The sequence below is a fragment of the Curtobacterium sp. MCPF17_001 genome, assembly GCF_003234615.1.
GTDB lineage: Bacteria > Actinomycetota > Actinomycetes > Actinomycetales > Microbacteriaceae > Curtobacterium.
This window is the reverse complement of sequence record NZ_QKSL01000018.1, coordinates 32,220-59,201: the sequence shown is the minus strand read 5'-3', so window position 1 is coordinate 59,201 and position 26,982 is coordinate 32,220. Positions and strand designations below refer to the sequence as shown.

The 26,982-nt window shown below is 69.8% G+C and carries 27 protein-coding genes, 3 tRNA genes, 1 rRNA gene and 1 pseudogene; 27 read left to right on the top strand and 5 right to left on the bottom strand.

Annotated features, from left to right (window positions below):
- The 12 genes and pseudogenes from rrf to DEJ24_RS14585 form a co-directional block, all read left to right on the top strand.
- Positions 1–107, top strand: a 5S ribosomal RNA gene (rrf, locus tag DEJ24_RS14635); the annotation flags it as partial.
- A 126-nt stretch (positions 108–233) separates the two neighbouring features.
- Positions 234–1,721 carry a glutamate--tRNA ligase gene (gltX, locus tag DEJ24_RS14630; RefSeq protein WP_111079239.1) on the top strand — a complete coding sequence of 496 codons (1,488 nt, stop codon included), beginning with the start codon at positions 234–236 and terminating at the stop codon, positions 1,719–1,721.
- A gap of 5 nt (positions 1,722–1,726) precedes the next feature.
- Positions 1,727–2,650 (top strand): NAD(P)/FAD-dependent oxidoreductase, encoded by a 924-nt coding sequence (locus tag DEJ24_RS14625; RefSeq protein WP_258374561.1) that lies wholly within the window; start codon positions 1,727–1,729, stop codon positions 2,648–2,650.
- A gap of 43 nt (positions 2,651–2,693) precedes the next feature.
- Positions 2,694–2,765, top strand: a tRNA-Gln gene (locus tag DEJ24_RS14620).
- A gap of 179 nt (positions 2,766–2,944) precedes the next feature.
- Positions 2,945–3,235: a zinc ribbon domain-containing protein gene (locus DEJ24_RS14615; protein ID WP_110902009.1), complete on the top strand. Its 291-nt coding sequence runs from the start codon at positions 2,945–2,947 to the stop codon at positions 3,233–3,235.
- Between the two features lie 173 nt (positions 3,236–3,408).
- Complete coding sequence (locus DEJ24_RS14610) at positions 3,409–4,692, top strand: ABC transporter substrate-binding protein (protein ID WP_110902010.1); 1,284 nt, start codon at positions 3,409–3,411, stop codon at positions 4,690–4,692.
- Positions 4,693–4,848: 156 nt separating this feature from the next.
- Entirely contained in the window at positions 4,849–5,823 is a 975-nt protein-coding gene (locus DEJ24_RS14605; protein WP_111079237.1) for a carbohydrate ABC transporter permease, read from the top strand.
- 62 nt (positions 5,824–5,885) lie between these two features.
- A complete protein-coding gene (locus DEJ24_RS14600) occupies positions 5,886–6,722 on the top strand; it encodes a carbohydrate ABC transporter permease (protein WP_258374585.1) in 837 nt (278 codons plus the stop codon).
- 2 nt (positions 6,723–6,724) lie between these two features.
- Positions 6,725–6,988 (top strand): hypothetical protein, encoded by a 264-nt coding sequence (locus tag DEJ24_RS14595; RefSeq protein WP_258374562.1) that lies wholly within the window; start codon positions 6,725–6,727, stop codon positions 6,986–6,988.
- Positions 6,989–7,006: 18 nt separating this feature from the next.
- Positions 7,007–7,138: pseudogene (locus tag DEJ24_RS17425) on the top strand (helix-turn-helix domain-containing protein); the annotation flags it as partial.
- A 27-nt stretch (positions 7,139–7,165) separates the two neighbouring features.
- Complete coding sequence (locus tag DEJ24_RS14590; RefSeq protein ID WP_375334714.1) at positions 7,166–8,017, top strand: LacI family DNA-binding transcriptional regulator; 852 nt, start codon at positions 7,166–7,168, stop codon at positions 8,015–8,017.
- A gap of 121 nt (positions 8,018–8,138) precedes the next feature.
- Entirely contained in the window at positions 8,139–8,771 is a 633-nt protein-coding gene (locus tag DEJ24_RS14585; protein ID WP_111079234.1) for an MBL fold metallo-hydrolase, read from the top strand.
- Here DEJ24_RS14585 and DEJ24_RS14580 read toward each other — a convergent pair.
- Positions 8,761–9,588, bottom strand: coding sequence for a DUF72 domain-containing protein (locus tag DEJ24_RS14580; protein ID WP_111079233.1), 828 nt, complete (start codon positions 9,586–9,588; stop codon positions 8,761–8,763). The genes DEJ24_RS14585 and DEJ24_RS14580 overlap by 11 nt on opposite strands.
- Positions 9,589–9,706: 118 nt before the next feature.
- Between DEJ24_RS14580 and DEJ24_RS14575 the strand changes: the two genes are divergently transcribed.
- Positions 9,707–9,782, top strand: a tRNA-Glu gene (locus tag DEJ24_RS14575).
- Positions 9,783–9,832: 50 nt separating this feature from the next.
- Positions 9,833–9,908: transfer RNA gene (locus DEJ24_RS14570), tRNA-Glu, on the top strand.
- A 75-nt stretch (positions 9,909–9,983) separates the two neighbouring features.
- On the opposite strand, the gene DEJ24_RS14565 is transcribed toward DEJ24_RS14570, so the two are convergent.
- Positions 9,984–11,522, bottom strand: a complete 1,539-nt coding sequence (locus DEJ24_RS14565; RefSeq protein WP_111079232.1) for a glycoside hydrolase family 76 protein — start codon at positions 11,520–11,522, stop codon at positions 9,984–9,986.
- A 134-nt stretch (positions 11,523–11,656) separates the two neighbouring features.
- Here DEJ24_RS14565 and DEJ24_RS14560 point away from each other — a divergent pair, with 134 nt between their 5' ends.
- The 5 genes from DEJ24_RS14560 to DEJ24_RS14540 all read left to right on the top strand — a co-directional run bounded on the left by DEJ24_RS14560 (position 11,657) and on the right by DEJ24_RS14540 (position 17,253).
- On the top strand, positions 11,657–12,964 hold the full coding sequence (locus tag DEJ24_RS14560) for a glycoside hydrolase family 125 protein (RefSeq protein ID WP_258374565.1): 1,308 nt from the start codon (positions 11,657–11,659) through the stop codon (positions 12,962–12,964).
- On the top strand, positions 12,961–13,944 hold the full coding sequence (locus DEJ24_RS14555) for a carbohydrate ABC transporter permease (protein WP_111079231.1): 984 nt from the start codon (positions 12,961–12,963) through the stop codon (positions 13,942–13,944). Before DEJ24_RS14560 ends, DEJ24_RS14555 begins: the two co-directional genes overlap by 4 nt.
- Positions 13,941–14,879, top strand: a complete 939-nt coding sequence (locus tag DEJ24_RS14550; protein WP_111079230.1) for a carbohydrate ABC transporter permease — start codon at positions 13,941–13,943, stop codon at positions 14,877–14,879. The genes DEJ24_RS14555 and DEJ24_RS14550 overlap by 4 nt, the downstream gene beginning before the upstream one ends.
- A gap of 65 nt (positions 14,880–14,944) precedes the next feature.
- Positions 14,945–16,201 carry an ABC transporter substrate-binding protein gene (locus tag DEJ24_RS14545; RefSeq protein ID WP_111079229.1) on the top strand — a complete coding sequence of 419 codons (1,257 nt, stop codon included), beginning with the start codon at positions 14,945–14,947 and terminating at the stop codon, positions 16,199–16,201.
- Entirely contained in the window at positions 16,198–17,253 is a 1,056-nt protein-coding gene (locus DEJ24_RS14540; protein ID WP_111079228.1) for a glycoside hydrolase family 76 protein, read from the top strand. Before DEJ24_RS14545 ends, DEJ24_RS14540 begins: the two co-directional genes overlap by 4 nt.
- Here the strand turns inward: DEJ24_RS14540 and DEJ24_RS14535 are convergent.
- Complete coding sequence (locus DEJ24_RS14535; protein ID WP_181427342.1) at positions 17,207–18,337, bottom strand: GntR family transcriptional regulator; 1,131 nt, start codon at positions 18,335–18,337, stop codon at positions 17,207–17,209. The genes DEJ24_RS14540 and DEJ24_RS14535 overlap by 47 nt on opposite strands.
- Positions 18,338–18,453: 116 nt before the next feature.
- Between DEJ24_RS14535 and DEJ24_RS14530 the strand changes: the two genes are divergently transcribed.
- Genes DEJ24_RS14530 through DEJ24_RS14520 form a run of 3 tightly spaced genes read left to right on the top strand, consistent with a single transcriptional unit; the run spans position 18,454 to position 19,882 of the window.
- Positions 18,454–18,912: a CrcB family protein gene (locus DEJ24_RS14530; RefSeq protein ID WP_111079226.1), complete on the top strand. Its 459-nt coding sequence runs from the start codon at positions 18,454–18,456 to the stop codon at positions 18,910–18,912.
- Positions 18,909–19,283, top strand: coding sequence for a fluoride efflux transporter CrcB (gene crcB / locus DEJ24_RS14525; protein WP_111079225.1), 375 nt, complete (start codon positions 18,909–18,911; stop codon positions 19,281–19,283). The genes DEJ24_RS14530 and crcB overlap by 4 nt, the downstream gene beginning before the upstream one ends.
- Positions 19,280–19,882 (top strand): histidine phosphatase family protein, encoded by a 603-nt coding sequence (locus DEJ24_RS14520; RefSeq protein ID WP_110902017.1) that lies wholly within the window; start codon positions 19,280–19,282, stop codon positions 19,880–19,882. Before crcB ends, DEJ24_RS14520 begins: the two co-directional genes overlap by 4 nt.
- 9 nt (positions 19,883–19,891) lie before the next feature.
- Here the strand turns inward: DEJ24_RS14520 and DEJ24_RS14515 are convergent, their stop codons facing one another.
- Complete coding sequence (locus DEJ24_RS14515; RefSeq protein ID WP_111079224.1) at positions 19,892–20,314, bottom strand: GNAT family N-acetyltransferase; 423 nt, start codon at positions 20,312–20,314, stop codon at positions 19,892–19,894.
- A gap of 102 nt (positions 20,315–20,416) precedes the next feature.
- Entirely contained in the window at positions 20,417–21,484 is a 1,068-nt protein-coding gene (locus DEJ24_RS14510; RefSeq protein ID WP_111079223.1) for an FUSC family protein, read from the bottom strand.
- A 145-nt stretch (positions 21,485–21,629) separates the two neighbouring features.
- On the opposite strand from DEJ24_RS14510, the gene leuC reads away from it, so the two are divergent.
- The 5 genes from leuC to DEJ24_RS14485 all read left to right on the top strand — a co-directional run bounded on the left by leuC (position 21,630) and on the right by DEJ24_RS14485 (position 26,973).
- Complete coding sequence (gene leuC, locus DEJ24_RS14505; protein WP_110902020.1) at positions 21,630–23,081, top strand: 3-isopropylmalate dehydratase large subunit; 1,452 nt, start codon at positions 21,630–21,632, stop codon at positions 23,079–23,081.
- A complete protein-coding gene (gene leuD, locus DEJ24_RS14500; RefSeq protein WP_111079222.1) occupies positions 23,081–23,677 on the top strand; it encodes a 3-isopropylmalate dehydratase small subunit in 597 nt (198 codons plus the stop codon). Before leuC ends, leuD begins: the two co-directional genes overlap by 1 nt.
- Positions 23,677–25,044, top strand: coding sequence for a UDP-N-acetylglucosamine 1-carboxyvinyltransferase (gene murA / locus DEJ24_RS14495; protein ID WP_111079221.1), 1,368 nt, complete (start codon positions 23,677–23,679; stop codon positions 25,042–25,044). Before leuD ends, murA begins: the two co-directional genes overlap by 1 nt.
- On the top strand, positions 25,041–25,853 hold the full coding sequence (locus tag DEJ24_RS14490) for a 1-acyl-sn-glycerol-3-phosphate acyltransferase (protein ID WP_110902023.1): 813 nt from the start codon (positions 25,041–25,043) through the stop codon (positions 25,851–25,853). Before murA ends, DEJ24_RS14490 begins: the two co-directional genes overlap by 4 nt.
- A 106-nt stretch (positions 25,854–25,959) precedes the next feature.
- Positions 25,960–26,973, top strand: coding sequence for an NAD(P)H-dependent glycerol-3-phosphate dehydrogenase (locus tag DEJ24_RS14485; RefSeq protein ID WP_111079244.1), 1,014 nt, complete (start codon positions 25,960–25,962; stop codon positions 26,971–26,973).
- The last annotated feature ends 9 nt before the right edge of the window (positions 26,974–26,982 follow it).

Below are 26,982 nucleotides of genomic sequence, written 5' to 3'. Positions count from 1 at the left end.
ATAGCGAGAGGGAAACGCCCGGTCACATTCCGAACCCGGAAGCTAAGCCTCTCAGCGCCGATGGTACTGCAAGGGGGACCTTGTGGGAGAGTAGGACGCCGCCGGACTTCTCTTCATGAAGACCCCTGACACGGGGAGCATCCGCTCCCTCTGTCAGGGGTTTTCTGCATTCCACCCTGCTGTCCATCGCCGCCCTCCAGTCGGACGGGCGGTCGCGGTAGGATCAGGGCGTCATGACAGCGCCATTCTCTTCTGCCACCGGTTCCGACGTCCGCGTCCGGTTCTGCCCGTCGCCCACCGGGACGCCGCACGTCGGCCTGGTCCGCACTGCCCTGTTCAACTGGGCCTACGCCCGGCACACGGGTGGCAAGCTCGTGTTCCGCATCGAGGACACCGACGCCGCCCGGGACAGCGAGGAGTCCTACGCGCAGATCATCGAGGCACTGCGCTGGCTGCAGCTGGACTGGGACGAGGGCGTCGAGGTCGGCGGACCCCACGGCCCGTACCGGCAGTCGGAGCGGGCCGACATCTACGCGGACGCCATCGCACAGCTCACCGCAGCGGGGCACGTCTACGAGTCGTACGTCACTCCCGAGGAGATGGAAGCCCGCAACGTCGCGAACGGTCGAGACCCGAAGCAGGGCTACGACAACCACGAGCGCGACCTCACGGACGCCCAGCGCCAGGCGTTCCGGGACGAGGGCCGTGCGCCGGCGCTGCGCCTGCGCGTACCGGACCGCGATCTCAGCTTCCAGGACCTGGTTCGCGGTGACATCACCTTCCCACAGGGCTCCTTCCCGGACTTCGTCGTGGTGCGTCCGAACGGCAAACCGCTCTACACGTTCACGAACCCCCTCGACGACGCCCTGATGGGGATCACCCACGTCCTCCGTGGCGAGGACCTGCTGTCGTCGACGCCGCGGCAGATCGCGCTGTACGAGGCGCTCCACGAGATCGGTCTCGCTCGGTTCATCCCGCAGTTCGGTCACCTGCCGTACGTGATGGGGGAGGGCAACAAGAAGCTCTCGAAGCGGGATCCCGAGTCCAACCTGTTCCACCACCGGTCGAACGGCATGGTGCCCGAAGGACTCGTGAACTACCTGGCGCTGCTCGGGTGGTCGATCGGCCCCGACCGCGACGTCTTCTCGATCGCCGAGATGATCGCGGCGTTCGAGGTCACGGACGTGAACCCGAACCCGGCGCGCTTCGACCACAAGAAGGCTGAGTCGATCAACGGCGACCACATCCGCCTGCTCGATCCCGCCGACTTCCGTGGCCGGCTCCAGCCCTACCTCACGGAGTTCCTCGACGAGCCGGCGACGGCCGAGCAGGAGCGCGTGCTCGAGCTCGCGGCCCCGCTGGTCCAGGAGCGCATGCAGCTGCTCAGCGAGGCACCCGCGATGCTCGGCTTCCTGTTCACCTCCGACGACGACCTGGTGGTCGAGGACGACGCCCTCGGATCCCTCAAGGGCGACCCGGCCCCGGTCCTCCAGGCCGGCATCACCGCTCTCGAACAGCTGGACGACTGGTCGACGGCCGCCATCGAGCAGTCGCTCCGGACGGCGCTCATCGACGGCCTCGAGCTGAAGCCCCGGGTGGCGTTCGGTCCGCTGCGCGTGGCGGTGTCCGGTCGTCGGATCAGCCCGCCGCTCTTCGAGTCGATGGAGATCCTCGGCAAGCAGTCCACGCTCGCGCGGCTCCGTTCCCTCGCGGCGCGCTGACGTCCGTGGTCGACGTCGTCGTCATCGGCGCGGGTCCCGCGGGGCTCAGCGCTGCGCTGAACCTGGTGCGCGCGAGACGCACGGTGCTGCTCCTCGACGCGAACCGCCCGCGGAACGCCGCGACCCTCCGGTCGCACGGGTTCATCACGCGGGACGGCATCTCGCCCCTCGAGCTGCGGAAGCTCGGGCGGGACGAGGTCGCCGGGTACCCGGAGGCGACGGTCACGCAGGCCGTCGTCGACCGGGTCTGGCAGACCGACGGCGCCTGGAACGTGCACGGCACCTGGCGTGGCGCCGAGGTGGCGGCCACCGCCCGCGCCGTGGTGATCGCCACGGGCCTCCGTGAGTCGTTCCCCGCGCTGCCGTCGCTCCGGGCGTTCTACGGCACCGACGTCCACAGCTGCGTGGAGTGCGACGGGTACGACAAGGCCGGATCGCCGCTGGCGTTCATCGGCGAGACCGACGACGTCGTCGACCGCGCTCTGCTCGTCGGGTCGTGGACCGACGACCTCGTCGTCTTCACGAACGGGGTGGCTCCGGTGTCCGAGACCGGGCGGGCACGCCTGGTCGCGGCCGGCATCCGCATCGACGAGCGTCCGGTGGCGGACCTGGAGGGGGACCGGAGCGGCATGACCGGGGTGCGGCTGGCCGACGGGGACGTGGTACCGCGCTCGGGCGCCTTCGTCCGGCCCGAGTGGCACGCGGACCTGGACTGGGTCGACGCGGACCTCGACCGCGACGAGCTGGGCTTCGTGCGGGTGGACCGGCTCGGTCGGTCGAACCTCCCCGGACTGTACGCGGTCGGGGACGTCACCCCGCCCGGGCCCGAGCAGCTCATCGTCGCGGCCGGACACGGTGCGTCGACCGCGGCGGCCGTGCACCGTGACCTGGTCGGTGGTCTCGGAGACCTCCGGGATGCTGTACAGTAGTTGATCGTGCCCCGGACAACGGGGCGCAGGGCCGCAAGGCCTTTGGGGTATGGTGTAATTGGCAACACAGCGGTTTCTGGTACCGTCGTTCTTGGTTCGAGTCCAGGTACCCCAGCAGTTGGACACACGAAAGCCCCCGGGAGACCGGGGGCTTTCGTCGTTTCGGGGCGGCGCGCTCGGGGCCGCGCGCTCCGGCTCCGGCTCGCCGGCTGTGGGCTATCGTCGTCGGACGAGGGCGGACACCGCGCCGCCACGCCCGGACACCGTCCGGGTGCGCCACGAGCAGGGGGACCCATGATCATCTTCGGCAGCCGCACACGTTCCGCCCTCGCCGGGGTGCTGTTCTTCGCCTGCACCCTCTGCGGGTCGACCGCAGCGCAGCGCCTGCACCGACTGCGGACCTGGTTCACGCTGTTCTTCGTGCCGGTGTTCCCGTTCGGGCACGGACGGTACGTGCTGCAGTGCGCGTACTGCGGCGGCCAGTCGTCGATGCCGCGCGAGGGTGCCGAGCGCTTCATCGCCGACAGCGAGCGTGCCCAGCAGGCACACCTGGCGCAGGAGACCCTGCCGCCGACGGGCGCCTGACGCGCCGGCAGCGGCTGTGTAACGCTCCGGTCACGGTGCTGGTGCAACCGGTTGCACGACCCCCGTCCGGGGCGTAGCGTCCTCGCTCAGCAGGCAGCGTCGCCTGCTCCAGTGCAGCGTCGCCGGGCACGGTCCGGCGACGCTCCTGGTGATCTCGATGAGGAGACAACGCTGTGAAGAACACACGTGCGAAGGGCCGCGTGGCCTCGATCGCAGGGATCGCGGTCGTCGGCCTGCTGCTCGCGAGCTGCTCGAGCGGGAGTTCGGCCTCGGACGACGCGAAGGGCGGCCAGGACAGCCGCGGACCGATCACCTACGTGCAGGGCAAGGACAACTCGAACGTCGTCCGCCCGCTGATCGCCAAGTGGAACAAGGCCCACCCGGACGAGAAGGTCACCTTCAAGGAGCAGTCCGACCAGGCAGACCAGCAGCACGACGACCTGGTGCAGCACTTCCAGGCGAAGGACGACAACTACGACGTGGTCGACGTCGACGTGGTGTGGACCGCCGAGTTCGCCGCGAAGAGCTGGCTCACCCCGCTCACCGGCGACATGGCGATCGACACGTCGAAGCTCCTGCCGTCGACGGTCAAGACCGCGACGTACAACGACACGCTCTACGCGGCCCCACAGACCTCCGACGGCGCCCTGCTCTACTACCGCAAGGACCTCGTGAAGACCCCGCCGACGACGTGGGACGAGATGATGCAGGACTGCTCGATCGCGAAGGACGCCGGCATCGGCTGCTACGCGGGGCAGTTCGCGAAGTACGAGGGGCTGACCGTCAACGCCTCCGAGGCGATCAACGGCGCGGGCGGCGCGGTCCTCAACGGCAGCGGCAAGCCGGACGTCGACACCTCCGACGCGAAGGCCGGCCTGCAGAAGCTCGTCGACGCCTTCGAGAACGGCAACATCCCGAAGGAAGCGATCACCTACCAGGAGGAGCAGGGCCGTCAGGCGTTCGAGGACGGCAAGCTGCTGTTCCTGCGCAACTGGCCGTACGTGTACAGCCTCGCGAAGACCGACGGCTCCAGCAAGGTGAAGGACACCTTCGGCATCGCCCCGATCCCGGGCGCCGACGGCGTCGGTGCCTCGACCCTCGGCGGTCACAACGCCGCGATCAGCGTCTACTCGAAGCACAAGGCCACCGCGCACGACTTCCTCGAGTTCCTCATCTCCAACGACACGCAGAAGTTCTTCGCGACCCAGGGCTCGCTCGCCCCGGTCGTCGGTGACCTGTACACGGACGAGGAGCTCACGGCGAAGCTGCCGTACCTCCCGACGCTCCTCGAGTCGATCAAGTCCGCGGAGCCGCGTCCGGTGACGCCGTTCTACCCGGCCGTGACCAAGGCGATCCAGGACAACACCTACGCCGCGCTCAAGGGGTCGAAGTCCGTCGACGCCGCCATGCAGGACATGCAGGCGGCCCTCACGTCGGCGACCGACGGCGGCAACTGACACCGAGGGCGGCTCAGGCCGCCCGCTGACGGGAGGGTCGTGGTCACGCGACCACGGTCCTCCCGTCCTCCCTCTGTGCGTTCCCGACACCGGCAAGGAGGCCGTGACGTGTCAGCAGCAACCGAGATCCCCGCAGCGATCCCCGAACCCCAGGGGATGGAGCCGCCGAAGCGGCGCAAGGGCGGGCTCAACGCCGAGCACGGTCGGTGGGCCGTGTACCTCATCGGCCCCACGCTCGTGCTCCTGGCGATCGTCATCGGCTACCCGGTCGTCAGTGCGGTCATCCAGTCGTTCCAACTCGACCAGGGACTGGACAAGGCCACCGGCCTGTTCGTCGAGGGCGGCTTCGCCGGCGTCACGAACTACGTGCACTGGCTCGGCCAGCAGTGCGGCACCGCCGCCTGCCCGCCCGGCAACCTCGGCTCCCAGTTCTGGACGGCGTTCGGCAACACGTTCTTCTTCACGGTCGTGACCGTGGCGCTCGAGACCGTCATCGGGCTGTGGATGGCCATCATCATGAACCGCGACTTCAAGGGCCGCGCCCTCGTCCGTGCCGCGATCCTCATCCCGTGGGCCATCCCGACCGCCGTCACCGCGAAGCTCTGGTACTTCATCTTCGACGCGAACGGTGTGCTCAACCACGTCATCGGCCACCAGGTCCTCTGGTTCTCCGACGAGTGGGCCTCCCGCTTCGCCATCATCATCGCCGACACCTGGAAGACCACGCCGTTCATGGCGCTGCTCATCCTCGCCGGGTTGCAGCTGATCCCGGACGAGGTCTACGAGGCCGGGAAGATGGACGGCGCCTCGACCATGCAGCGGTTCGTCAACATCACCCTGCCGCTCGTGAAGCCGGCGCTGATGGTCGCGATCCTGTTCCGCGTGCTCGACGCCCTGCGGATCTACGACCTCATCGCGATCATGACCGGTGGTGGTGGTGGTTCCGGGAACGCGACCGTCTCGCTGTCCGTGCTGGTCGTCGACCAGATCCGGCAGGGCTTCAACTCCGCCTCGGCACTGTCCACCATCACGTTCGTGGTCATCTTCGTCGTCGCGTTCATCTTCGTCCGGTTCCTCGGCGCGAACGTCGTGCAGACCCAGGCAGCACAGCAGAAGGGCGAACTCAAGTGACCCTCGCAGCAGACCGTCTCCGCATTCCCGCCGAACGTGCTGACGCACGCGGCGATGTCCGTGTGAAGCGCCACGCGGGGCCGAGGCTCCGCACCGGCATCCAGGCCGCCGTCATCGCCCTGTGGTGCCTGCTGCCGTTCTACTGGATGATCGTCACGTCCTTCCGCGACGTCGGCTACACGTTCGACCCGACGCCGTTCTTCACCCACGTGACGCTCGACAACTACGCGACGGCGTTCTCGACGGCGCTCGGCAACCACCTCGGACGCGCGCTGCTCAACAGTGTGTTCATCGGTGCCGTCGTCACGATCATCGCCCTGCTCGTCGGCACGACCGCCGCCTACGCGCTGGCCCGGCTCGAGTTCCGCGGCAAGTCCCTGATCGCCGGCGCGATCCTCGCGGCGTCGATGTTCCCGGGCGTCGCGCTGATCTCGCCGCTGTTCCAGCTGTTCACCGACATCGGGTGGATGGGCAGCTACCAGGCGCTGATCCTGCCGAGCATCTCGTTCGTGCTGCCACTGACGGTCTACACACTGGCGTCGTTCTTCCGGGAGATGCCGTGGGACCTCGAGGAGGCCGCCCGCATCGACGGCTGCACCCGCGTCCAGGCGTTCCGACGGATCATCCTGCCGCTGGCCGCACCGGCCGTGTTCACGACCGCGATCCTGGCGTTCATCTCGTCCTGGAACGAGTACCTCATCTCGTCCCAGCTGTCGAGCGACGCCACCCAGCCGGTCACGGTCGCGATCGCGTCCTTCGCCGGGTCGCAGCCGCACCAGGAGCCGTACACCGCGGTGATGGCGGCGGGCACGATCGTCACGATCCCGCTCGTCATCCTGGTGCTCGTGTTCCAGCGCCGCATCGTGGCCGGTCTCACCGCCGGTGGCGTGAAGGGCTGACCGTGGCACAGCGCGCACCACTCCGCCCCACGTCGCGGATCGAGGAGGCCATCGGGTTCGTCGGGTGCTTCGGACTGCTGTTCTTCGGCGTCACCGTCTTCTGCGAGCTCACCGGGCGGCCGGCGCTCGGGTGGGCGCTCACGCTGCTCGGGACCGTCGTGGCGATCGTCCTCCTGGACCGATGGCGACGGCGGGTACTCCGGCGGACCGACGCCGCTGCCCAGCCGGACCAGCCGGCGGTCGCGACGCGCGCGACCGGCCGCTGACGGGCCTCCCGGGACGATCCCGTGGGGATCCAGGAGATCGCGCAGGTGACCGGGCTGTCGAAGGCGACGGTCTCGCGGGCGCTCCGTGGTCTGCCGACGGTGGCAGGGACGACGATCGACCAGGTCCGCCGGGTCGCCGACGAGCTCGGGTACGTCCCGAGCTCGGCGGCGGCGGGCCTGGCCACCGGTCGCCAGCGCGCAGTCGGTGTCGTCCTGCCGGTGATCGACCGCTGGTTCACGGCCAAGGCCCTGGGCGGCGTCGACGCTGAACTCCGAGCCGCCGGCTACGACCTCGTCCTCTACAACCTCGGCGGACCGGGGGGTGATCGGCACCGGGCGTTCCGGCGCGCGATGCTGCGACAGCGCGTCGATGCGCTGGTGTTGATGTCGCTGGCCCTCGACGAGACCGAACGCCGCGAGCTGCAGGTCAGCGAGCTGCCGACGATCGTGATCGGCGGGCCGGCGCACGATCTGCGGAACGTCGGTGTCGACGACCACGAGGTGGCTGCCCTGGCGGTCGTCCACCTCACCGGACTGGGACACCGCGAGGTCGCCTACGTCGGCGGGCAGGACGAAGCCGGCCTCAGCGTCGCCGTGCCCTACCGCCGCCGGGACGGGTTCACCGAGGCGATGGTGTGCGCTGGAGCCCCGGTCCGTCGCGACTGGTACGCCGACGGTCGGTTCTCGTTCGCCGGCGGGGTCGCGGCGGGGACCGCGCTGCTCGACGTCGCGGCCCCGGACCGGCCGACCGCGGTGGTCTGCGCCTCGGACGAGATGGCGCTCGGCGTCGTGGTCGCCGCACACCGGCTCGGGCTCGACGTGCCGCGGGACGTGTCCGTCACCGGCGTCGACGGGCACGAGTACGGCGAGGTCCTCGGCCTCACGACGGTCGCGCAGGACCCGGAGGCGCAGGGTCGTGTGGCCGCACGGGCGGTCGTCCTGGAGGCCCAGGGTGCGTCCCCGGGGCCCCTCGCGCCGTCCGCCGTGCGGCTCGTGGTGCGGCAGACGACCACGCGGCCGTGCCGGTGACCGGGTCGCCCAGCGGGCGAGCGTCCCGCATCGAGCAACCGGTGGCGGGCGTCCCGTGACCGGCATCCGGGACTCGGCTTCGGCTGGTCGGCGTCCGGGCGGCCGGCGTAGCCTCGCCCGCATGCTGGTCACGAAGCTCGAGCACGCCTGTCTCGTCGTCGAGCAGGACGGCGGCCGCCTGGTCATCGACCCCGGCGCCTACACGCGCCCGGTCGAGGTGAGCGATGTCGTCGCCGTCGTCGTGACCCACGAGCACCCGGACCACGGCACGGCCGAGCAGCTCGACCGGATCCTGGACCGGAACCCGGGCATCCCGGTGTTCGGCCCGGCCGGGGTCGCGTCGGCGCTGGCGGCGGCCGTCGAGGTGGACGTCGTGGCGGACGGTGACACCCGGACCGTCGGGGCCTTCACCCTGTCGTTCCACGGCACGCGGCACCAGCTGATCCACTCGTCCGTGCCGGTCGTCGACAACACCGGGGTGTTCGTCAACAGCACGCTGTTCCACCCGGGTGACGCCTACATCGACCCCGGAGCACCCGTCGAGGTGTTCGCGGCACCGGTCGGGGCGCCCTGGCTGAAGATCGGTGAGCTGATGGACCACCTGCTCGCCGTCGCCCCACGACGGGCGATCCCGATCCATGAGGCCACGCTGTCCGACATCGGGTTCGCGGGGCACACGGACCGGATCCGGCAGGTCGTCGAGCCCGCGGGCGAGGTCGTCGTGCTCGCACCGGGGGAGTCGTTCACCGTCTGAGGGTCGGTAGCCCGAGCAGTCCGCCGAGCTCGAGTGCGTCCCACGGGGCGTGGCGTTCCGCGTCGTTGTCGAAGTAGACCCAGACGTCACGTCCGGCGGCGACGTGGTGCCGGACCGTGTCCGCCCAGGTGAGCAGGGCCTCCCGGCCGTAGCCGTCGTGGTACGTGTGCGGCGCGCCGTGGAGCCGGAGGTACGCGAGCGGCGCGTCGGTGTCGTGGACCAAGCGGGGGAAGTCGCCCGCGTGCGAATCGACGAGCGCGGTGCGGTGTGTGCGGAGGACGGCGAGGTGGTCCGGGGTGACGGCGTCGGGGGAGCGGACCTCCAGGACGTGGTGGACCGGCAGTGCCGGGTCCTCCGCCGTGGTCGACGGCTCGACGACCTTCGCGTCGTGCCCGGCGGCGAGGGCGGCGGCCTCGCCGTGGGTGGCGGGCAGCAGGGCGAGGAACGCGTCGAGCACGTCAGGCGTCGGGACGACGTGCTCGGGGAGTTGCCAGAGCACCGGGCCGAGGGTCGGACCGAGCTCCAGCGGCCCGGAGGCGAAGAAGTTCGCCAGCGCCGTGTCGACGTTCCGCAGGCGGAGCATGTGCGTCAGGTACCTGCCGCCCTTCAGCGCGAAGCGGAAGTCCTCGGGGACCGCTGCACGCCAGGCACGGTACCGCGACGGACGCTGCAGCGAGTAGAAGGAGCCGTTGACCTCGACCGTCGGGAAGCGCGTGCCGACGTGCTCGAGCCAGCGCCGCTTGGCGAGCCCGGCGGGGTAGAAGTCGCCGCGCCACGAGTCGTACTGCCAGCCGGACAGGCCGATGCGCACCGTCATCGACCCACCGTATGCCGACCCTCCGTGTGCCCTGGTCGGCATGGCGACACACCGGCGCGGACCCGGGCGTTTTGGTGCTCGCTCACACCCTGTGCCATACTTGTCGAGTTGTCGGAACGGCCCCATCGTACAGTGGCCTAGTACGCCGCCCTCTCACGGCGGTAACGCGGGTTCGAATCCCGCTGGGGTCACCACGAGTGACACACTCCGAACCGACACACGTCCCGATCCGGGACATCGCCGCGGCCCCATCGTATAGCGGCCTAGTACGCTGCCCTCTCACGGCGGTAACGCGGGTTCGAATCCCGCTGGGGTCACCAGCTCGAAGGCCCTCACCCGACCGGGTGAGGGCCTTCGTCGTCCTGGTGGCGGCCGTGTCGCCGTCGCTCTGTCGTTCAGAGCGAGACGGACACCGAGTCGAGGTTGACGTAGTTCCCGTTGCTGGCGGGCACGGCGATCGACAGGGCGTTCGACCCTGCTGTCAGCTGCACGGGCAACGTGACCGTGCTCCACGTCGACCACGATCCCGTCGCCGGCAGGGTCACGGTGGTCGCGGTCCCGCTGCCCACGCGGACGATGCGCGTCGCGGTCCCCGCTGCGGCCGCGTACCGGAGTGTCACGCTGTGTGTCCCCGCGCTCGCGACGTTGACGTGCGCCGTCGCCGCGGTACCTGCGGTGTTCCACCCGGCCAGGTAGCCGCGCCCGGTGTAGCCGGTACCGGTCGCTTCGGTCGGGATGCCCGGGTGGTCGATGTTCTCCGCCTGGTACACGCCGTCACCCTGCTCCACCACGGTCGAGCCGTCCGGTGTCGCCTGCTGCACGATCGCCACGGTGGCCGACGCTGCGAGGGACTGTTGCGGGGCGGTGCTGGTCGACGGGGTCGGGGCGGTCCAGTCCGGTCCGCCGATGCCCTCGGGCGAGACGTGCGCCGCTGCCTGCGATGCGTTCGCGGTGAGGACCGACTCGTACTGGGTCTGTCCGGCGTCGTCGATCAGGTCTCGGATGTCCCGGGTGAGGATGGCCTTGAACCCCTGTGTGTCGCTCGAGCCCTCGTTGAGGAAGGTATCGGCGACGGTCAGGTTCGCCACCGCCCAGTCCACGGCACGGGTGGCGTCGGCCAGGTACTGCTGGTCGTTCGTGAGCAGGTACATCTGCAGGGCGGCGCCGGCGTACTGGCCCTGGTTGTACGTCCAGTCGTAGTCGGTGAACTGCCCGGTGCCGCTGACGTGGTCGCGGATGTGCCCGTTCCGGTCGAAGTCGGTCTGCAGCCAGGCGAAGAGCCGCTCGGCCGTGTCCCGGTAGGTCGTGTCGCCGGTCGCAGCGTACAGCCGGAGCGCCGTCTGCACGGCGGTGCCGTTCGTCGCCACGTTCTTCTCGTTCTTGCTGCCGTCACCGACGTCGACGTTCTTCCACCAGATGCCACCGCCGTACGTCGTGTCCTCGTACTGCGCGATGAAGCCGAAGACCTCCTCCGATTCGTCGAGGAACCGCTGTTCCCCGGTCAGTTCGTACGCGCGGACCGCGCCACGGGCCCACCAGCCCATGTCGTCGTTCCAGTCGTTCTGCCGGAAGTCCGGGTACGCCGCCTGCCAGCCGTCGAAGACGTCGTCGATCATCTGCCGACTCGTTGCGTCGTGGGTGCGTTCGTAGCGGTCCATCACCGCCTCCCAGTTCTGGGCCTCCCACCAGTAGTCCGTGTAGAGCCCACCCTGCGGTCCGACCGCGTGCTCCTGGTGGACCTGGCGGTCGCTGTAGGTGGTGAAGTACTTCGCGTCCGCGTCCCAGTAGGTGGCGACGAACGCGTCGTACGCGTCGGTCGCCTGGGTGGTGGTCAGGGCGGAGGCTCGGCCAGGGTCGGTTGCGATGCCCACACCGGTGAGCGTGGCCGACGCGACGGCACCGGCCACGAGCAGGCTGACGAGTCTGTGCTGCATGGGATCTCCTTCGATCCGACCCTTGATCCGCCCTGCCCGGTGCAGGCGCAAAAAAGTATACTTGAACTACTTCTTGCGTGAATTGGGCCAATCAATATAGTTGGAGCAGTACCAGCGAAAGTCAAGGGAGCAACGTGGCTCAGATACATGCAGACCTCGTGGGCAGGGTCGCCCGGCAGGTCGAGGACCGGATGGGGTCCGACGTCGGCGCGGTGTTCGCGAACTGCTTCGCGAACACGCTGTCGACGACGATGACGGACATGCCGGACGGCACGATCTTCATGGTCACCGGCGACATCCCGGCGATGTGGCTGCGCGACTCGACCGCGCAGCTCACGCCGTACCTGCACTTCGTCGCCGAGGACGAAGCGCTGGCCGACACCATGGCGTCGGTGTCGCGGCGGCAGCTCGAGTACGTCCTCGTCGATCCCTACGCCAACGCCTTCAATCGCGCCCCCGATGGCGCCGGTCACGCCGACGACGACACGGCGATGGACCCGTGGGTCTGGGAGCGCAAGTACGAGATCGACTCGCTCTGCTACCCGATCCGCCTGGCGTACGACCTCTGGGAGCGCACGGGGCGCACCGACCACCTCGACCGGTTCGCCGAGGTCGCTGCTGCGGCCATCGCGTTGTGGACCGTCGAGCAGGACCACGAGGCGGGCTCGCCGTACCGGTTCGAACGCCCCGACCCGCTGCTGCCGAGTGACACCCTCGTCCGCCAGGGCCGCGGCCCGCGCACCGCCCGGACCGGTCTGACCTGGAGCGCGTTCCGGCCGAGCGATGACGCGACGACGCTGGGCTTCAACATCCCGGGGAACGCCTTCGCCGTCACCGAGCTGCGACACGTCGCCGTGCTCGCCACCGCGGTGCTCGACGACGCGCAGCTGGCTCGGCGGGCAACGGCCCTCGCCGACGAGATCGACGACGCCATCCGGACTCACGGCGTCGTCGACCACCCGGACCACGGCGTCGTCCTGGCCTACGAGGTCGACGGTACCGGCGGCGCCCTGCTCATGGACGACGCGAACGTCCCGAGCCTGTTGTCCCTGCCGATGCTCGGTTGGTGCGACCGTGACGACGCGCTCTACCGGCGCACCCGCGCCGCGGTGCTCTCGCCCACGAACCCGTACTGGTTCAGCGGTGCGACGGGCAGCGGCATCGGCAGCCCGCACACCCCCGGGCGCAACGTGTGGCCGATCGCACTCGCCGTCCAGGGGCTCACCGCAACTGACGCCGAGGAACGGGGCCACCTCCTGCAGCAGCTGTGCGCCACACACGCAGGGACGGGGCTCATGCACGAGTCCTTCGACGTCGACGACCCGACCACGTACACCCGTCCCTGGTTCTCCTGGGCGAACGCGATGTTCTGCGAGTTCGTGCTCGACCTCGCCGGCTTGCGCAGCGCTCCGGCACCGGTCCCGGAACGGAGCACCCGATGAGCGTCGTGACGACCCCCGAGGAGCAGGCCGTCGTCGCGGGTGAAGCCGACGGCGCCCTCGATTCCACACCTCCGAAGCGGCACCGGACCGAGCGGGGAAGCGGCGTCAGTGCGACGCGCAAGCAGCAGACCCGCGCGGCCTGGGTGTTCCTCGCACTGCCGGGTGCGCTCTTCCTGCTGTTCACGGCGCTCCCGGTCGTCATCGCGGCTGTCGTGAGCCTCAGCGACTACGCCGTCATCGGGCCCCTCACCTGGACCGGTTTCGACAACTACGTCCACATCGCCTCCGACCCGTTCTTCTGGATCTCGCTCCGCAACACGGTGCTCTACACGGTGCTGTACGTGCCGCTCGGCCTGGTCATCGCGATGGCCACCGCACTGCTGCTGAACCGGAGCGCCCGGAGCGCGCGCGTCTTCCGCACGCTGTTCTACATCCCGGTCGTCTCGTCCACCGTGGCGACCGCGACGATCTGGTACTGGGTGCTCAACCCGCAGCACGGTCTGCTCAACGAGGCGCTCGGCTGGTTCGGCATCAACGGACCCGCCTGGCTCTACGACTCACACTGGGCGATGTTCGCGATCGTCATGATGAGCGTCTGGGCCGGCTTCGGCGGGAACATGATGATCTTCCTCGGCGGGCTGCAGGGTGTCTCGCCGGACCTCCGCGAAGCAGCACGACTCGACGGCGCCAACGCATGGCAGGTCTTCCGGTACGTCGTGCTGCCGAGCATCCGCCGCACCACGTTCCTGGTGTCGACGCTGCTCATCATCAACGCCTTCCAGGTGTTCGACCAGGCGTACGTCCTGACGAAGGGCGGTCCCGGCAACTCGACCGTGACGATCGTCTACTACATCTACGATCGCGGGTTCGGGTCCCTGCAGATGGGCTATGCCTCCGCGCTGTCGTTCATCCTGTTCGTGATCATCCTCGCGTTCTCCCTCGTCAACGCCCGCCTCACCAACAGGGACTCCGAACGATGACCACGACCGCCACTCCGACCGGATCCGCCAGTGCCCCGAGCCGCGACGGACAACAGCTCCGACGACGGGCCGCTGCCGTCCGCCGGACGAAGACGACCGCCTGGTGGATCGGCGTCTGCCTCGTCAGCATCGTCACCGTCGCACCGCTGATCTGGACACTCGCGACATCGCTCAAGCCCGCCGGCGAGATCCTCGCCCACTCGCTGTCCCTCATCCCGCAGCGCCCGACGGTCGACAACTTCGTGCAAGCCGTGACGACCGTCCCGTACGGGCGGTACTTCGTCAACTCGCTCGTCCTCGGCGTCGGTGGGGCAGTCGCCAACCTGTTCTTCGGCTCCCTCGCCGGGTACGCCCTCGCGAAGCTGCGGTTCGCCGGACGCCAGGCGGTGTTCATCACCTTCCTGTCGTCGCTCATGGTCCCGAGCATCGTCACGATGATCCCGACGTTCCTGATCCTCCGGCACTTCCCGCTGCTCGGCGGCAACGACCTCGGCGGCAACGGCGGACTCGGCCTCATCAACACGTACTGGGCAGTCATCGTCCCGGGAGCAGCGGGTGCGTTCGCGGTCTTCTTCATGAAGCAGTTCTTCGAGACACTGCCCGACGAACTCGGGGAGGCCGCGCGGATCGACGGTGCCGGCGAGTTCCGGATCTTCGCGGTGATCTACTTCCCGCTCACGAAGGCCGGGCTCGCCGTCCTCGGCCTGCTCAGCTTCCAGGCCGGCTGGAACAACTTCCTCTGGCCGCTGATCGTGCTCAACGACCCGAAGATGATGACCGTCCAGGTCGGGCTCGCCGGCTTCGTCAACAACTACACGACGAACTACGGCCCGTTGATGGCCGGGACGATCATCACGATGCTCCCCGTCCTGGTCGTGTTCATCCTCGCCCAGCGCTGGATCATCGAGGGCATCGCGCACGCCGGCACCAAGTAGTCCCCTCATCCACCCCGGGGAGTCGGCACGCCCGCCGCGCCCCGCACACCAGAAAGCACACGACAATGAAGTCACGCCACTTCCTCGGCGCGGCCGCGGCACTCGCTGCCGCCGCGCTCGTCCTCACCGGTTGCTCGTCCGGTTCCTCCGGTGCCACGGGTGCCGGCGGCCGGCAAGAAGTCACCATGTGGGGCTCCTGGTCCGGTGACCAGGTCGATCAGATCAACACCATGACCAGTGCCTTCAACAAGGCGCAGACGAAGTACACGGTGAAGTACGTCCCGCAGGAACTCGTGGAGCAGAAGCTGCTCACCGCGATCGCCGGCGGGAAGGTCCCCGATCTCGTGCTCTGGGACCGCTACCAGACGTCCCTCTACGCACCGAAGGGCGCGTTGCAGGCGATCGACGACCGGGTCGAGGAAGACGGCGTCGACACGGAGGAGTTCTACCCGCAGGCACTGTCCGAGATGCGGCACGACGGCAAGCTCTACGGCCTGCCGCTCCTGGTCGACAACCGGTCCCTCGTCTACAACGAAGACCTGTTCGCGAAGGCCGGACTCACGCCGCCGACGACGTGGGACGAACTCAAGACCGACGCGCGAGAGCTCACCGTCACGAAGGGCGGGAAGCTGCAGCAATCCGGGTTCATGCTCAACGACCCCGGTCTGTTCTCGATGTGGCTCCAGCAGGCCGGCGGGCGACTCCTCAACAAGGACGGCACGAAGACCGCGTTCAACAGCCCCGAAGGCGTCGAAGTACTCGACTTCTGGAAGAGCCTGACGGACGACGGCGTGTACACGAACGGCTTCGGCGACAGCAACGACGTCTTCGCGGCGGGCCAGGCAGCCATGAAGTACGACGGACCGTGGGACGTGCCGAACCTCGAGAAGGCCGATGGCCTCAAGTGGGGCGTGACCGAACCGGTCGCCGGACCGAGCGGCGAGAAGGGTGCCGTGATGGGCGGGTTCGGTCTCGTGATCCCGACCGGCGCGCAGCAGTCCGACGGCGCCTGGGCGTTCGAGAAGTGGTGGGCGACGAAGCCCGAGAACGGTGTCGACTTCGCCAAGGTCTCCGGGTGGATCCCGGCCAACCGGTCCTCCGCCAACGACCCGTTCTTCACCGACGACCCGCGGTACGCCGGCTTCGTCAAGACGCTCGACTACGCCACCGTGCGGCCCGACGTCCCCGGGTACAGCGACGTCGAGGGCAAGGCACTCACCCCGGCGCTCGAGAAGTTCATGTCCGGCCAGCTGTCTGCCGAGCAGACACTCGCCCAGGCTGCGAAGCAGGGCGACCGCATCCTCCAGGAGAACCGCAAGTGACCGACACGATGACCGGCGTCTGGGCGGACCGCGCCGACCGCATGCAGGACAGCATCGAGCGCCTCTACGGAGCGCCGTGGCCGCAGTACCTCCACAACTCGTGGCCGGTGCAGGAAGCCGACGACAGCACGTTCAACTACTGGTGGCTCGCGCACCTCATGGACGTCCGTCTCGACGCGTTCGAGCGCAGCGGCGACCCGGTCCGACTGGAGCAGGCGCGGGCGGCGCACCGGAACATCGTCGAGCGGAACGGCGGCTCGCTGTTCAACGACTACTTCGACGACATGCTCTGGTTCGCCCTCGCGACCCTGCGGCTGCACGGCGCAACCGGGGAGCAGCAGTACCTCGACGACACCGTCGCCCTGTTCGACCACGTGGTGGAGCACGGCTGGAACGACACCGGCGGGACGAGCCTGGCGTGGCGCAGGCAGCAGCTCGCGTACAAGAACACCCCGGCCAACGGACCGCTCGTCATCCTCGGCGCACGGCTGCACCGGATCACCGGTGACGGCCGGTTCCTGCAGCACGCGGAGACGGCGTTCGACTGGCTGACCGACCACCTCGTCGACGCCGCCGACGGGTTCGTCGAGGACGGGGTCAACCGTGAGGGCGACGGCAGGGTGGACACGCAGTGGCGGTTCACCTACAACCAGGGGCTGTACGTCGGGGCCGCTGTCGAGCTGGCCGATCGCCGACCGGACGTCGACCTGCTCGCCGTCGCAGTCCGGACCGCACGGACCGCGGTCACCGAGCTGTCCGACGGTGTCGTCTTCCGCCAGGAGGGCGACGGCGGCGACGAGGGCCTGTTCAAGGGCGTGTACTACCGGTACCTCGGGCTCCTCCTGGAGCGGCTGCCGGACGGGGACGCCGACCGCGTCGCCCTGACGGCGTTCGTCCGTGCCAGCACCGACGCGCTCTGGGGGGCGTTCCCGGAGGAGCTCGACCGGCCTGCCGCCAACGACTGGACCGAGCGTCCCGTCGGCGCGGTGCCGTACTCGACGCAGCTCAGCGCCGCGATGGCGACCGAGTTGCGCGCCCGACTCGACCAGTAGGCGGCTGCGCAGTCGACGCGCCGGTCACCAGCTGCGCAGGCACGAGGATCTTCCGGGACCCGCTCTCGCCTCGTGCCTGCCGCAGCACCTGGGCCACCGCCTGACGTCCGACCCCGGGCTGGTCCTGCGCGATGTGCGTGAACCGGAACAGCTGGCGGTCGAATGTCGCATCCGGGTGGTCGAAGCAGACGATGGAGACGTCGTCGGGAACCCGCTTGCCCACCTGCTCCAGAGCGTCCCGGAGCAGCAGCGCGATGTTGTACTCGCCGGCGACGAACGCCGTCGCCTCGGGGTGGGCCTCGACGAACGCGACGAGCCGAGCGACGTCGTCCTCCGGGCGGTCCGTCGACCCCGGCAGTGTCGACTCGACGTCGTGGAACGCCAGCGCGTCGTCGAGCGCCTTGTCGTTCCGGGCGTGCGCACCGACCCAGCCGCGGCGACGGTCGTCGTTGGACGTCACCCGGCTGTCCGATGTGACGAGGGCCACCCGCCGGTGCCCGAGGCCGAACAGGTGCTCCGTCGCTGCAGCACCGGCACCGATGTTGTCCGTGGAGATGTCCGACACCGGGATGCCCTCGTACCGACGGTCGAGGATCACGACGGGGAACCCCGTGGGCAGGAGCTCGAGGACCCCCGGTGGGATGAACTCGGAGCTGCTCGGCAGCACGACCAAGCCCTGTACCCGTGCCGCCAGCGCGCGGATCGCCGCATCCTCGGCATCGTGGTCACCGTGGGTGCGCTTGACGATCACGTCGGTGTCGGTGCCGGCCTCGTCGAGCATGCCCTCGAGGACCCGGGTGCCGAAGGTGTCGTCGAAGTTGGTGAGGACCACTCCGACGTCGATCCGGTCGGTCGGCCGGAGACGTGCCGTCGGCTCGGTGCTCACGACGGTCGTGCCGACCCGTGGTCGCCGGGCGACGTACCCGTCCTCGCGGAGCATGTCGAGCGCTCGCCGCAGCGTGATCGCGCTGATGTCGTAGTGCGCCAGGAGGTCGGCTTCAGACGGGAGGCGCGCCCCCACGGGGAACTCTCCGGACCGGATGCGGGACCGGAGGTCTTCGAACGTCGACTGGTACAGCATCATCGGCTCCTCAATACGTACATTGATAATACGACAAGAGCAGATGAACGGGGTGGATCCGCCCGAGAGTGCGAGAGCCGGCGGTACCATCGCGTCGGCAGGTCGGCGAGCGGAGACTCATGCGGGACACGGACGAGACAGGCGGAGGTCGTCCTGCGCTGGACCCGCCGCCACACACCCGCTGGTCCCTCATCGCCCTCGTGGCGTTCGGCGGCGCGATCGGCACCGCGGTCCGGGCCGTGCTCGCCCAGGCGCTGCCGGCCGTCGACGGCATCAGCTGGACGGTCCTCGCGATCAACGTCGTCGGCGCGTTCTGCCTCGGCCTGCTGCTCGACGCCCTCGCCCGCCGGGGGCCGGACGTCGGACGACGTCGGGCACTGCGGCTGTTCGTCGGCACCGGTGTGCTCGGCGGGTTCACGACGTACAGCACGCTTGCCGACGACACCGCACGGCTGCTCGACGTCGGACGCTGGGCTGCCGGGAGCGGGTACGCGCTGCTGTCGGTCCTGCTCGGGCTCGCGGCGGTGGTCGCCGGGCTCGCGGTCGCGGGCGCGCGCACGAAGCGAGCAACGCGATGACCGTCCTCACCCTCCTGCTCGTCGCGGTCGGCGGCGGCGTCGGCGCAGCGCTGCGGTTCGTCCTCGACGGGTTCCTCAAGGCCCGGGTGACGCGTTTCCCCGTCGGCACGCTGCTGATCAACGTCACCGGATCACTCGTCCTCGGGTTCGTCACGGGCCTCGGGGAGTCCGGTGCGATCGCTGCCCCGATGGTCGCTGTGGTGGGGACGGGCATGATGGGTGGGTACACGACGTTCTCGACGGCGAGCGTCGAGACCGTGCAGCTCCTCCGATCCGGCAACACCCGGCTCGCCGTCCTGAACGGCCTCGGGATGCTCGTCGTCTCGGTCGGCGCCGCTGCGCTTGGCCTCCAGCTCGGAAGGAACCCATGACCTCGGAACGCCCCGGCGAACTCGTCCTCGTCCGCCACGGAGAGACGGAGTGGTCGAAGAGCGGGCAGCACACCGGCCGCACCGACATCCCGCTGACGGAGAACGGTGTGGCCCAGGCCGAGCGCGCCGGTCGGTTCCTCGCGGACCGTGACTTCGCGCTGGCACTCTCCAGTCCGCTCGCCCGCGCCCGCGAGACCGCCCGCATCGTCGGCGTCGACCCGGAACTCGACGAGGACCTGTACGAGTGGGACTACGGCGCGTACGAGGGGCTGACGACGCCGCAGATCAAGGTCCAGCGGCACGGGCCGTGGGACCTCTGGACCGACGGGGTCCCGGCCGGTGACACGCCCGGTGAGAACGCCGCCGAGGTGCGCGTCCGCGTCGAACGCGTGATCAACCGCGCCCGACCCGTCCTGGCCGAGGGGCAGGACGCCATCTTCGTCGCGCACGGGCACGTGCTGCGTGCACTCGGCGCCGCGTGGATCCGGCTGGCTCCGCAGGACGGCGCGGTGCTGAAGCTCGGCACGGCCACGGTCAGCACGCTCGGGTACGAGCACGGTCGACCGGTCATCGACGCCTGGAACATCACGCCGTCCTGAGGGGTCGGTTCAGCCCCCGGCGCCGAGCACCATCCCCATGCCGAGGCTCGGCGCCACGTCGTCGAACCCGAGCGACCGGTACAGCCGCTGTCCGGGCGGGTCGCCGATGAGCGAGACGTACGCCCCCGCGGGGGCGCGGTCGCCGATGTCGGCCAGGAGCCACTCCACCACGGCTCGACCGAGCCCCTGGCGCTGGTGTGTCGGGTCGGTGGCGATGTCGACGACGTGGAAGTACCACCCGCCGTCGCCGATCACCCGTCCCATGGCGACGGGCGTGCCCGCTCCGTCGACGACGTGACAGGCCGACCAGGCGCCGACGACGGCCGGTGCGCCTTGCTCCGCGGTGACGGGCGTCAAGCCGGAGTCGCGTCGCAGGCGCAGGTAGTCGTCGAGCGGCGGGGCCGTCGGGAGCAGTGTGTAGGTCTCGTCCATGCACCCAGGGTGCCGGACGCGGCCGACAGGGCCGGGCCTCCCGGCTGGCACCGCGATCCGGACGGGAGGCCCGCTGCGGCTCGTCCGCACCGCGCGCGTCCCTCAGACGGTCCGGATGCTGCTGGTCGCGCCGAGTGCGCGTCCGCGACGCCGCTCGACGACCCGTCCCACGGCGAGGAGGCAGACGCTGACGACGGCGCCGAGCAGGGTCTGCCCGATCCGGTCGAGGGCGAGGAGCCCGGGCGCCTCGGGGAGGCTCAGCCACGACACCGCGAGGGCGAGGGGCGTGAGGAAGAGCAGGCAGACGGCGTAGTTCCGGGCGACGAAGACCTCCGCCATGAACTGCCCGACCACGGCGATCACGACGATCCACCAGGCCGAGGGCTCGAGCAGCAGGATGCCGACCGCGACGACGGTGCCGCCGACGGTGCCGACGACACGCTGCACGGCGCGGGAGACCGTGTGGCGCTGCCGGAGCGCGGGCAGCGTCGACACCACGGCGATCACGGCCCAGTAGGGGTGCCCGAGACCGGGCAGGACCTCGGCGACGGCGCCGGCGACGAGCGCGCCGAGGACGTTGAGCGCGATGGTCTCCCAGAGCGCCGAGGTGCCGAGGACCGCGAGGGACCGGTGCTTCCGGGCAGCGAGCGGACGGAACCGGTGCGGCGCGTGCGGGTGCAGGACGCGACGGAAGGCGGCTCCGGACATCGCGACCAGCCACGCCCAGACGACCGAGCCGAGGATGATCGTGGCGACGAGCGGCAGGTCGCCCGTCCGCACCGGGACGAGGGCGGACACGACGAACGCGAAGACCGGGAAGATCGGCTGCGCGGGGATCGTCCGGAGTGCGCTGAGCGTGGCGACCGCGACGACGAGCACCAGGACGAGCCCCGCGCCCTGCAACCACAGCGGCGCGCCGAGGAGTGACACCGCGATGCCCGCGGCCATGCACGCGACCTGCAGCGCGCCGGCGACCCCGGTGGTCACGGCACGCTGCCGGTAGGGCTCGGTCGCGCCGAAGATCGCGGTGAAGCCGGCGAACATCGCGAACGCGGCGTACTGCGGCATCCCGAGTCCGATGAGCAGCGCGAGCGGGACGCCGCCCGCGATCGCGGCGCGGGCCGCGCCCTCGAGGTTGGTGGTGCGGGTCGAGTGCGGAGCTGTCGTCATGTCCAGGCCATCCTCTCACCGCGACGGGTGTCGTCGAGGAGGGGTGGGCCGCCTGGCAGGGGCCTCTGATTGGTATACCAAGCTGCTAGAGTGCTTGTACGGTGCCGTGACAGCGGCATCGGAACGCGAACGAGGAGGCACGGGCATGGGCAGGACGCTCGCCGAGAAGGTGTGGGACGACCACGTCGTCGTCAAGGGAGAGGACGGCAACCCCGACCTCCTGTACATCGACCTCCACCTCGTGCACGAGGTCACGAGCCCGCAGGCGTTCGACGGCCTGCGGCAGGCCGGTCGCCCGGTGCGGCGGCTCGACCTGACGATCGCGACCGAGGACCACAACACCCCGACGCTCGCCATCGACCGCCCGATCGCGGACCCGACGAGCCGCACTCAGATCGAGACCCTCCGCCGCAACTGCGAGGAGTTCGGTGTCCGCCTGCACTCGCTCGGCGACAAGGAGCAGGGGATCGTGCACGTCGTCGGTCCGCAGCTCGGACTGACGATGCCCGGCATCACGGTCGTCTGCGGGGACTCGCACACCTCGACCCACGGTGCCTTCGGCGCGATGGCGTTCGGCATCGGCACCAGCGAGGTCGAGCACGTCCTGGCCACGCAGACCCTGCCGCTGAAGCCCTTCAAGACGATGGCCGTCACGGTCGAGGGCACGCTGCGCCCGGGCGTCACCGCGAAGGACGTCATCCTCGCCGTGATCGCGCAGATCGGCACCGGTGGCGGCCAGGGCTACGTGCTCGAGTACCGCGGCTCGGCCATCCGGGCGCTCTCGATGGAGGGCCGGATGACGATCTGCAACATGTCGATCGAGGCGGGTGCCCGCGCCGGCATGGTCGCTCCCGACCAGACCACCTACGACTACGTGCAGGGCCGCGACCACGCGCCGACCGGCTCCGACTGGGACGACGCCGTGGCGTACTGGGAGACCCTGGCGACGGACGACGACGCCGTGTTCGACGCCGAGGTCTTCATCGACGCCGACACGCTCGAGCCCTTCGTCACCTGGGGCACCAACCCCGGTCAGGGCGTCTCGCTGTCCGAGTCGGTGCCGGACCCGGCGGACTACGCGGACCCGAACGACCGCGCCGCCGCGTCCCGTGCGCTCGAGTACATGGACATCCAGGCGGGCACGCCGATGAAGGACATCGCGGTCGACGCGGTCTTCATGGGTTCCTGCACGAACTCCCGCATCGAGGACCTCCGGGCCTTCGCGTCCGTGATCCAGGGCCGCGAGAAGGCGCCCGGCGTCCGCGTCATGGTCGTCCCCGGCTCCGCACGGGTCCGGCTCGAGGCCGAGGCCGAGGGGCTCGACAAGGTGTTCACCGACTTCGGCGCCGAGTGGCGGTTCGCCGGCTGCTCGATGTGTCTCGGCATGAACCCCGACCAGCTCGCGCCGGGGGAGCGTTGCGCCTCCACCTCGAACCGCAACTTCGAGGGCCGGCAGGGCAAGGGCGGTCGGACCCACCTGGTCTCGCCGCTGGTCGCCGCCGCGACCGCCGTCCGCGGGACGCTGTCGAGCCCGTGGGACCTGGAAGACGACGACGCTCGCCTGGCCGTGCCGGCGACCGCTGGAGGGAACCACTGATGGACAAGATCGGCACCGTCACCGGGATCGCCGCACCGCTGAAGCGGTCGAACGTCGACACCGACCAGATCATCCCCGCCGTGTACCTGAAGCGGGTCACGAAGACCGGGTTCGAGGACGCCCTGTTCTCGGGCTGGCGCCAGGACCCCGACTTCGTGCTCAACCAGCCCGCGTACCAGGGAGCCCGTGTGCTGGTCGCCGGACCGGACTTCGGCACCGGTTCGTCCCGCGAGCACGCGGTGTGGGCCCTCCGTGACTTCGGCTTCCGCGTGGTCGTGTCACCCCGTTTCGCGGACATCTTCAAGGGCAACGCCGGCAAGCAGGGACTGGTCACCGCGATGGTGTCGGAGCCCGAGATCGAGCGGATGTGGGCGGCGATCGAAGCCCAGCCGGGGATCGAGGCAACGGTCGACCTCGCGACACAGCGCGTGTCGATCGGCGACGTGGACGTGGCTTTCGAGATCGACGCTTACACTCGTTGGCGGTTGATGGAAGGGCTCGACGACATCGGGCTCACCCTCCGTGACGAGACCTCGATCACGGAGTTCGAACACTGCCGCTCCAGTTGGCGGCCGAAGACATTGCCGGTGAAGTAGTGAACTCTCTCGTACAGGACGCAGCAGCTGCAGGGGCGCGCGTCGGTCTCAAGTCGGACGAGATCGTCATCCGCGGGGGCAAGCCCCTCGTGGGACGCATCGAGGTCCGCGGTGCGAAGAACCTCGCGACCAAGGCCATGGTCGCGGCGCTCCTCGGTGACACCCCGTCGATCCTCAAGGACGTCCCGGACATCTCCGACGTCAAGGTCGTCCGCGGCCTGCTCGAGGTGCACGGCGTGCGCGTGACCGACCCCGCACGGGGCGAGCTCATCCTCGACCCGTCGCGGGTCGAGACGGCGCACTTCGCCGAGATCGACGCGCACGCCGGGTCGAGCCGGATCCCGATCCTCTTCTGCGGCCCGCTGCTGCACAAGCTGGGCGAGGCGTTCATCCCCGACCTCGGTGGCTGCCGCATCGGCGACCGTCCGATCGACTTCCACCTCGACGCCCTCCGTGCCATGGGTGCCGTCGTCGACAAGCAGATCTCGGGCATCCACATCACGGCCCCGAACGGCCTCAAGGGCGCGAACATCGAGCTGCCCTACCCGAGCGTCGGTGCGACCGAGCAGGTCCTGCTCTCCTCCGTCCTCGCCGAGGGCACGACCGAGCTGCGGAACGCCGCGATCGAGCCCGAGATCATGGACCTCATCGCGATCCTGCAGAAGATGGGTGCGATCGTCACGGTCGAGCCCAGCCGCACGATCTTCATCGAGGGCGTCAAGTCGCTCCGCGGGTACACGCACCGTGCGATCAACGACCGCAACGAGGCCGCGAGCTGGGCGTCCGCCGCGCTGGCCACCAACGGCGACATCTTCGTCGAGGGTGCCAAGCAGCAGGAGCTCATGACGTTCCTGAACGTCTTCCGGAAGGTCGGCGGCGGGTTCGACATCCAGGAGGACGGCATCCGGTTCTACCGCGAGCTGGACGTCCTCAAGCCCGTCGTCATCGAGACCGACGTGCACCCCGGCTTCATGACCGACTGGCAGCAGCCCCTCGTCGTCGCGCTCACGCAGGCCGAGGGCCAGAGCGTCGTGCACGAGACCGTCTACGAGAACCGCTTCGGCTTCACCGACGCGCTCAACGAGATGGGTGCCGACATCGTCGTGCACAAGGAGGGCCTGCCGGGTCACGACCGCCGCGTCGCCCGTCGTCCCTTCGAGCAGGCCGCGGTCATCACCGGCCCGACGAAGCTCCACGGTGCGAACGTCCGTGTCCCCGACCTCCGCGGTGGCTTCAGCCACCTCATCGCGGCGCTGACCGCCGAGGGCGAGTCGCGCATCACGAACGTCGGCATCATCAGCCGTGGCTACGAGCACTTCATCCCGAAGCTCCGCAGGCTCGGCGCGGACTTCGACTTCGCGGAATGAGCGCCGAGCCGGCCGACGCCCGAGCCGGTGCGGTGGAGCAGGTCACCACGGGCCTCCCGAACCCCGGGAGGCGCTGGAAGCGTGGTGACCTGAACGTCGCGTTCCGGATCACCTCGGTCTTCGTGATCCCGCTGTTCCGTGCGGTCGCGGCGTACCGCTGGCACGGCCCGAACCGCCTGCCGGCGGACGGGGCGTTCGTGCTCGCGCCGAACCACTACACGAACATCGACCCGCTGGTGGTCGGCACCGCCGTCTGGGTGAGCCGCCGACCACCGCTGTTCCTGGCGAAGGCGTCGATCTTCGACGTGCCCGTCGTCGGCAAGCTGATGTCCGGAATGGGACAGATCCCCGTCGAACGCTCCGGGCGGACCCGTTCCAGCAACCCACTGCAGGGCGGTGGCGGACTCGTCCGGAACGGCGGGGCGGTCATCGTCTACCCGGAGGGCACGCTCACCCGTGACCCGGACCTGTGGCCGATGCGCGGCAAGACCGGCGCGGCACGGATCGCGCTCGAGAACGACGTGCCCCTCATCCCGATGGCGCACTGGGGCACGCAGCGGATCCTGCCGCGGTACTCCAAGCGCCTCAACCTGTTCCGGAAGGCCAACGTCGACATCCTGTTCGGCGAGCCGATGGACCTGTCCGCGTACCGCGGCAAGCCGATCGACCAGGCGCTCCTGCAGCAGGTCACCGACGCGCTGATGGCCGAGATCACCAAGCTCGTCGAGCAGCTCCGCGGTGAGCGCGCTCCGGAGCAGCGCTGGGACCCCAGTGCCAACCGCCAGAAGGAGACCGGCAAGTTTGAGTGACGCAGCCGACCGGGGGACAGCCCCCGGTCTCCGACCGCACGACGACCGCCCGGACCCCTCCGTCGCCGCCCGTGGCGCCGTCGACACCGCCGCGATCCGCGTCGTCATGCAGTCGACGGACAAGCCACGCGTGGCCGTCATCGGCGCGGGCAGCTGGGGCACCACGTTCGCGAAGGTGCTCGCCGAGGGCGGCGCCCAGACCGTCCTCTGGGCCCGGCGGCCCGAGATCGCACGGGAGATCACCGAGACCAAGCGGAACTCGGAGTACCTGCCCGGCATCAACCTGCCGCGGACCCTGACCGCGTCGACGTCCCTCGCCGCGGTGCTCGCCGGCGCCGAGCAGGTGTACGTCTCCGTGCCGTCGCAGACCCTCCGCTCGAACCTCGCCGCGATCCGTGAGCTCCTGCCGGCCGACGTGCCGGTCGTCAGCCTGATGAAGGGCGTCGAGAAGGCCAGCGGGCTGCGGATGAGCGAGGTGCTCCTCGAGGGGCTCGGCATCGACCAGGACCGCATCGCCGTCGCGAGCGGGCCGAACCTGGCGCTCGAGATCGCCCGCCGACAGCCGACCGCCGCCGTGGTCTCGTCCTCGAGCGTGGACACCGCGACCGCCGTCGCCGCGGTCGCGACGAACCCCTACTTCCGCTCGTTCATCAACACGGACGTCATCGGCACCGAGTTCGGCGGGGTCCTCAAGAACCTCATCGCGGTGGCCATCGGCATCGTCGACGGCGTCGGCTACGGCGAGAACACCAAGGCGTCGATCATCACCCGCGGTCTCGCCGAGATGACCGAGTTCGCGGTGTCCCTCGGTGCGCAGCCGTCGACGCTGTCCGGGCTGGCTGGCCTCGGTGACCTCATCGCCACGTGCCAGTCGCCGCTCTCGCGGAACAACACCGCGGGCCGGCTGCTCGGCCAGGGGTACCGCTTCGACGAGGTCGTCCGGCAGATGAACCAGACCGCGGAGGGCCTGGCGTCGGTCGCGCCGATCCTCGAACTGGCCCGGGCGAACGGCGTCGACATGCCCATCGTCGGACAGGTCGGCGAGGTCCTCGCCGGTAGGCTCGATCCGCGCAACATCGCGCCGCACCTCACGGAGACCGACGAGCCCCAGGGCGAGTGACCGGTCCCG

Excerpts from the sequence above, each read along its gene's own strand:
- DEJ24_RS14585 (WP_111079234.1), top strand. The coding sequence starts at position 8,139 with ATGCTGGTCACGAAGCTCGAGCACGCCTGTCTCGTCGTCGAGCAGGAC.
- DEJ24_RS14490 (WP_110902023.1), top strand. The coding sequence starts at position 25,041 with ATGAGCGCCGAGCCGGCCGACGCCCGAGCCGGTGCGGTGGAGCAGGTC.
- DEJ24_RS14535 (WP_181427342.1), bottom strand. The coding sequence starts at position 18,337 with ATGATGCTGTACCAGTCGACGTTCGAAGACCTCCGGTCCCGCATCCGG.
- DEJ24_RS14485 (WP_111079244.1), top strand. The coding sequence starts at position 25,960 with ATGCAGTCGACGGACAAGCCACGCGTGGCCGTCATCGGCGCGGGCAGC.
- DEJ24_RS14605 (WP_111079237.1), top strand. The coding sequence starts at position 4,849 with ATGGAGCCGCCGAAGCGGCGCAAGGGCGGGCTCAACGCCGAGCACGGT.
- DEJ24_RS14530 (WP_111079226.1), top strand. The coding sequence starts at position 18,454 with ATGCGGGACACGGACGAGACAGGCGGAGGTCGTCCTGCGCTGGACCCG.
- DEJ24_RS14555 (WP_111079231.1), top strand. The coding sequence starts at position 12,961 with ATGAGCGTCGTGACGACCCCCGAGGAGCAGGCCGTCGTCGCGGGTGAA.
- DEJ24_RS14510 (WP_111079223.1), bottom strand. The coding sequence starts at position 21,484 with ATGACGACAGCTCCGCACTCGACCCGCACCACCAACCTCGAGGGCGCG.
- DEJ24_RS14550 (WP_111079230.1), top strand. The coding sequence starts at position 13,941 with ATGACCACGACCGCCACTCCGACCGGATCCGCCAGTGCCCCGAGCCGC.
- DEJ24_RS14515 (WP_111079224.1), bottom strand. The coding sequence starts at position 20,314 with ATGGACGAGACCTACACACTGCTCCCGACGGCCCCGCCGCTCGACGAC.
- gltX (WP_111079239.1), top strand. The coding sequence starts at position 234 with ATGACAGCGCCATTCTCTTCTGCCACCGGTTCCGACGTCCGCGTCCGG.
- leuC (WP_110902020.1), top strand. The coding sequence starts at position 21,630 with ATGGGCAGGACGCTCGCCGAGAAGGTGTGGGACGACCACGTCGTCGTC.
- DEJ24_RS14615 (WP_110902009.1), top strand. The coding sequence starts at position 2,945 with ATGATCATCTTCGGCAGCCGCACACGTTCCGCCCTCGCCGGGGTGCTG.
- DEJ24_RS14565 (WP_111079232.1), bottom strand. The coding sequence starts at position 11,522 with ATGCAGCACAGACTCGTCAGCCTGCTCGTGGCCGGTGCCGTCGCGTCG.
- DEJ24_RS14520 (WP_110902017.1), top strand. The coding sequence starts at position 19,280 with ATGACCTCGGAACGCCCCGGCGAACTCGTCCTCGTCCGCCACGGAGAG.
- DEJ24_RS14580 (WP_111079233.1), bottom strand. The coding sequence starts at position 9,588 with ATGACGGTGCGCATCGGCCTGTCCGGCTGGCAGTACGACTCGTGGCGC.
- crcB (WP_111079225.1), top strand. The coding sequence starts at position 18,909 with ATGACCGTCCTCACCCTCCTGCTCGTCGCGGTCGGCGGCGGCGTCGGC.
- leuD (WP_111079222.1), top strand. The coding sequence starts at position 23,081 with ATGGACAAGATCGGCACCGTCACCGGGATCGCCGCACCGCTGAAGCGG.
- DEJ24_RS14545 (WP_111079229.1), top strand. The coding sequence starts at position 14,945 with ATGAAGTCACGCCACTTCCTCGGCGCGGCCGCGGCACTCGCTGCCGCC.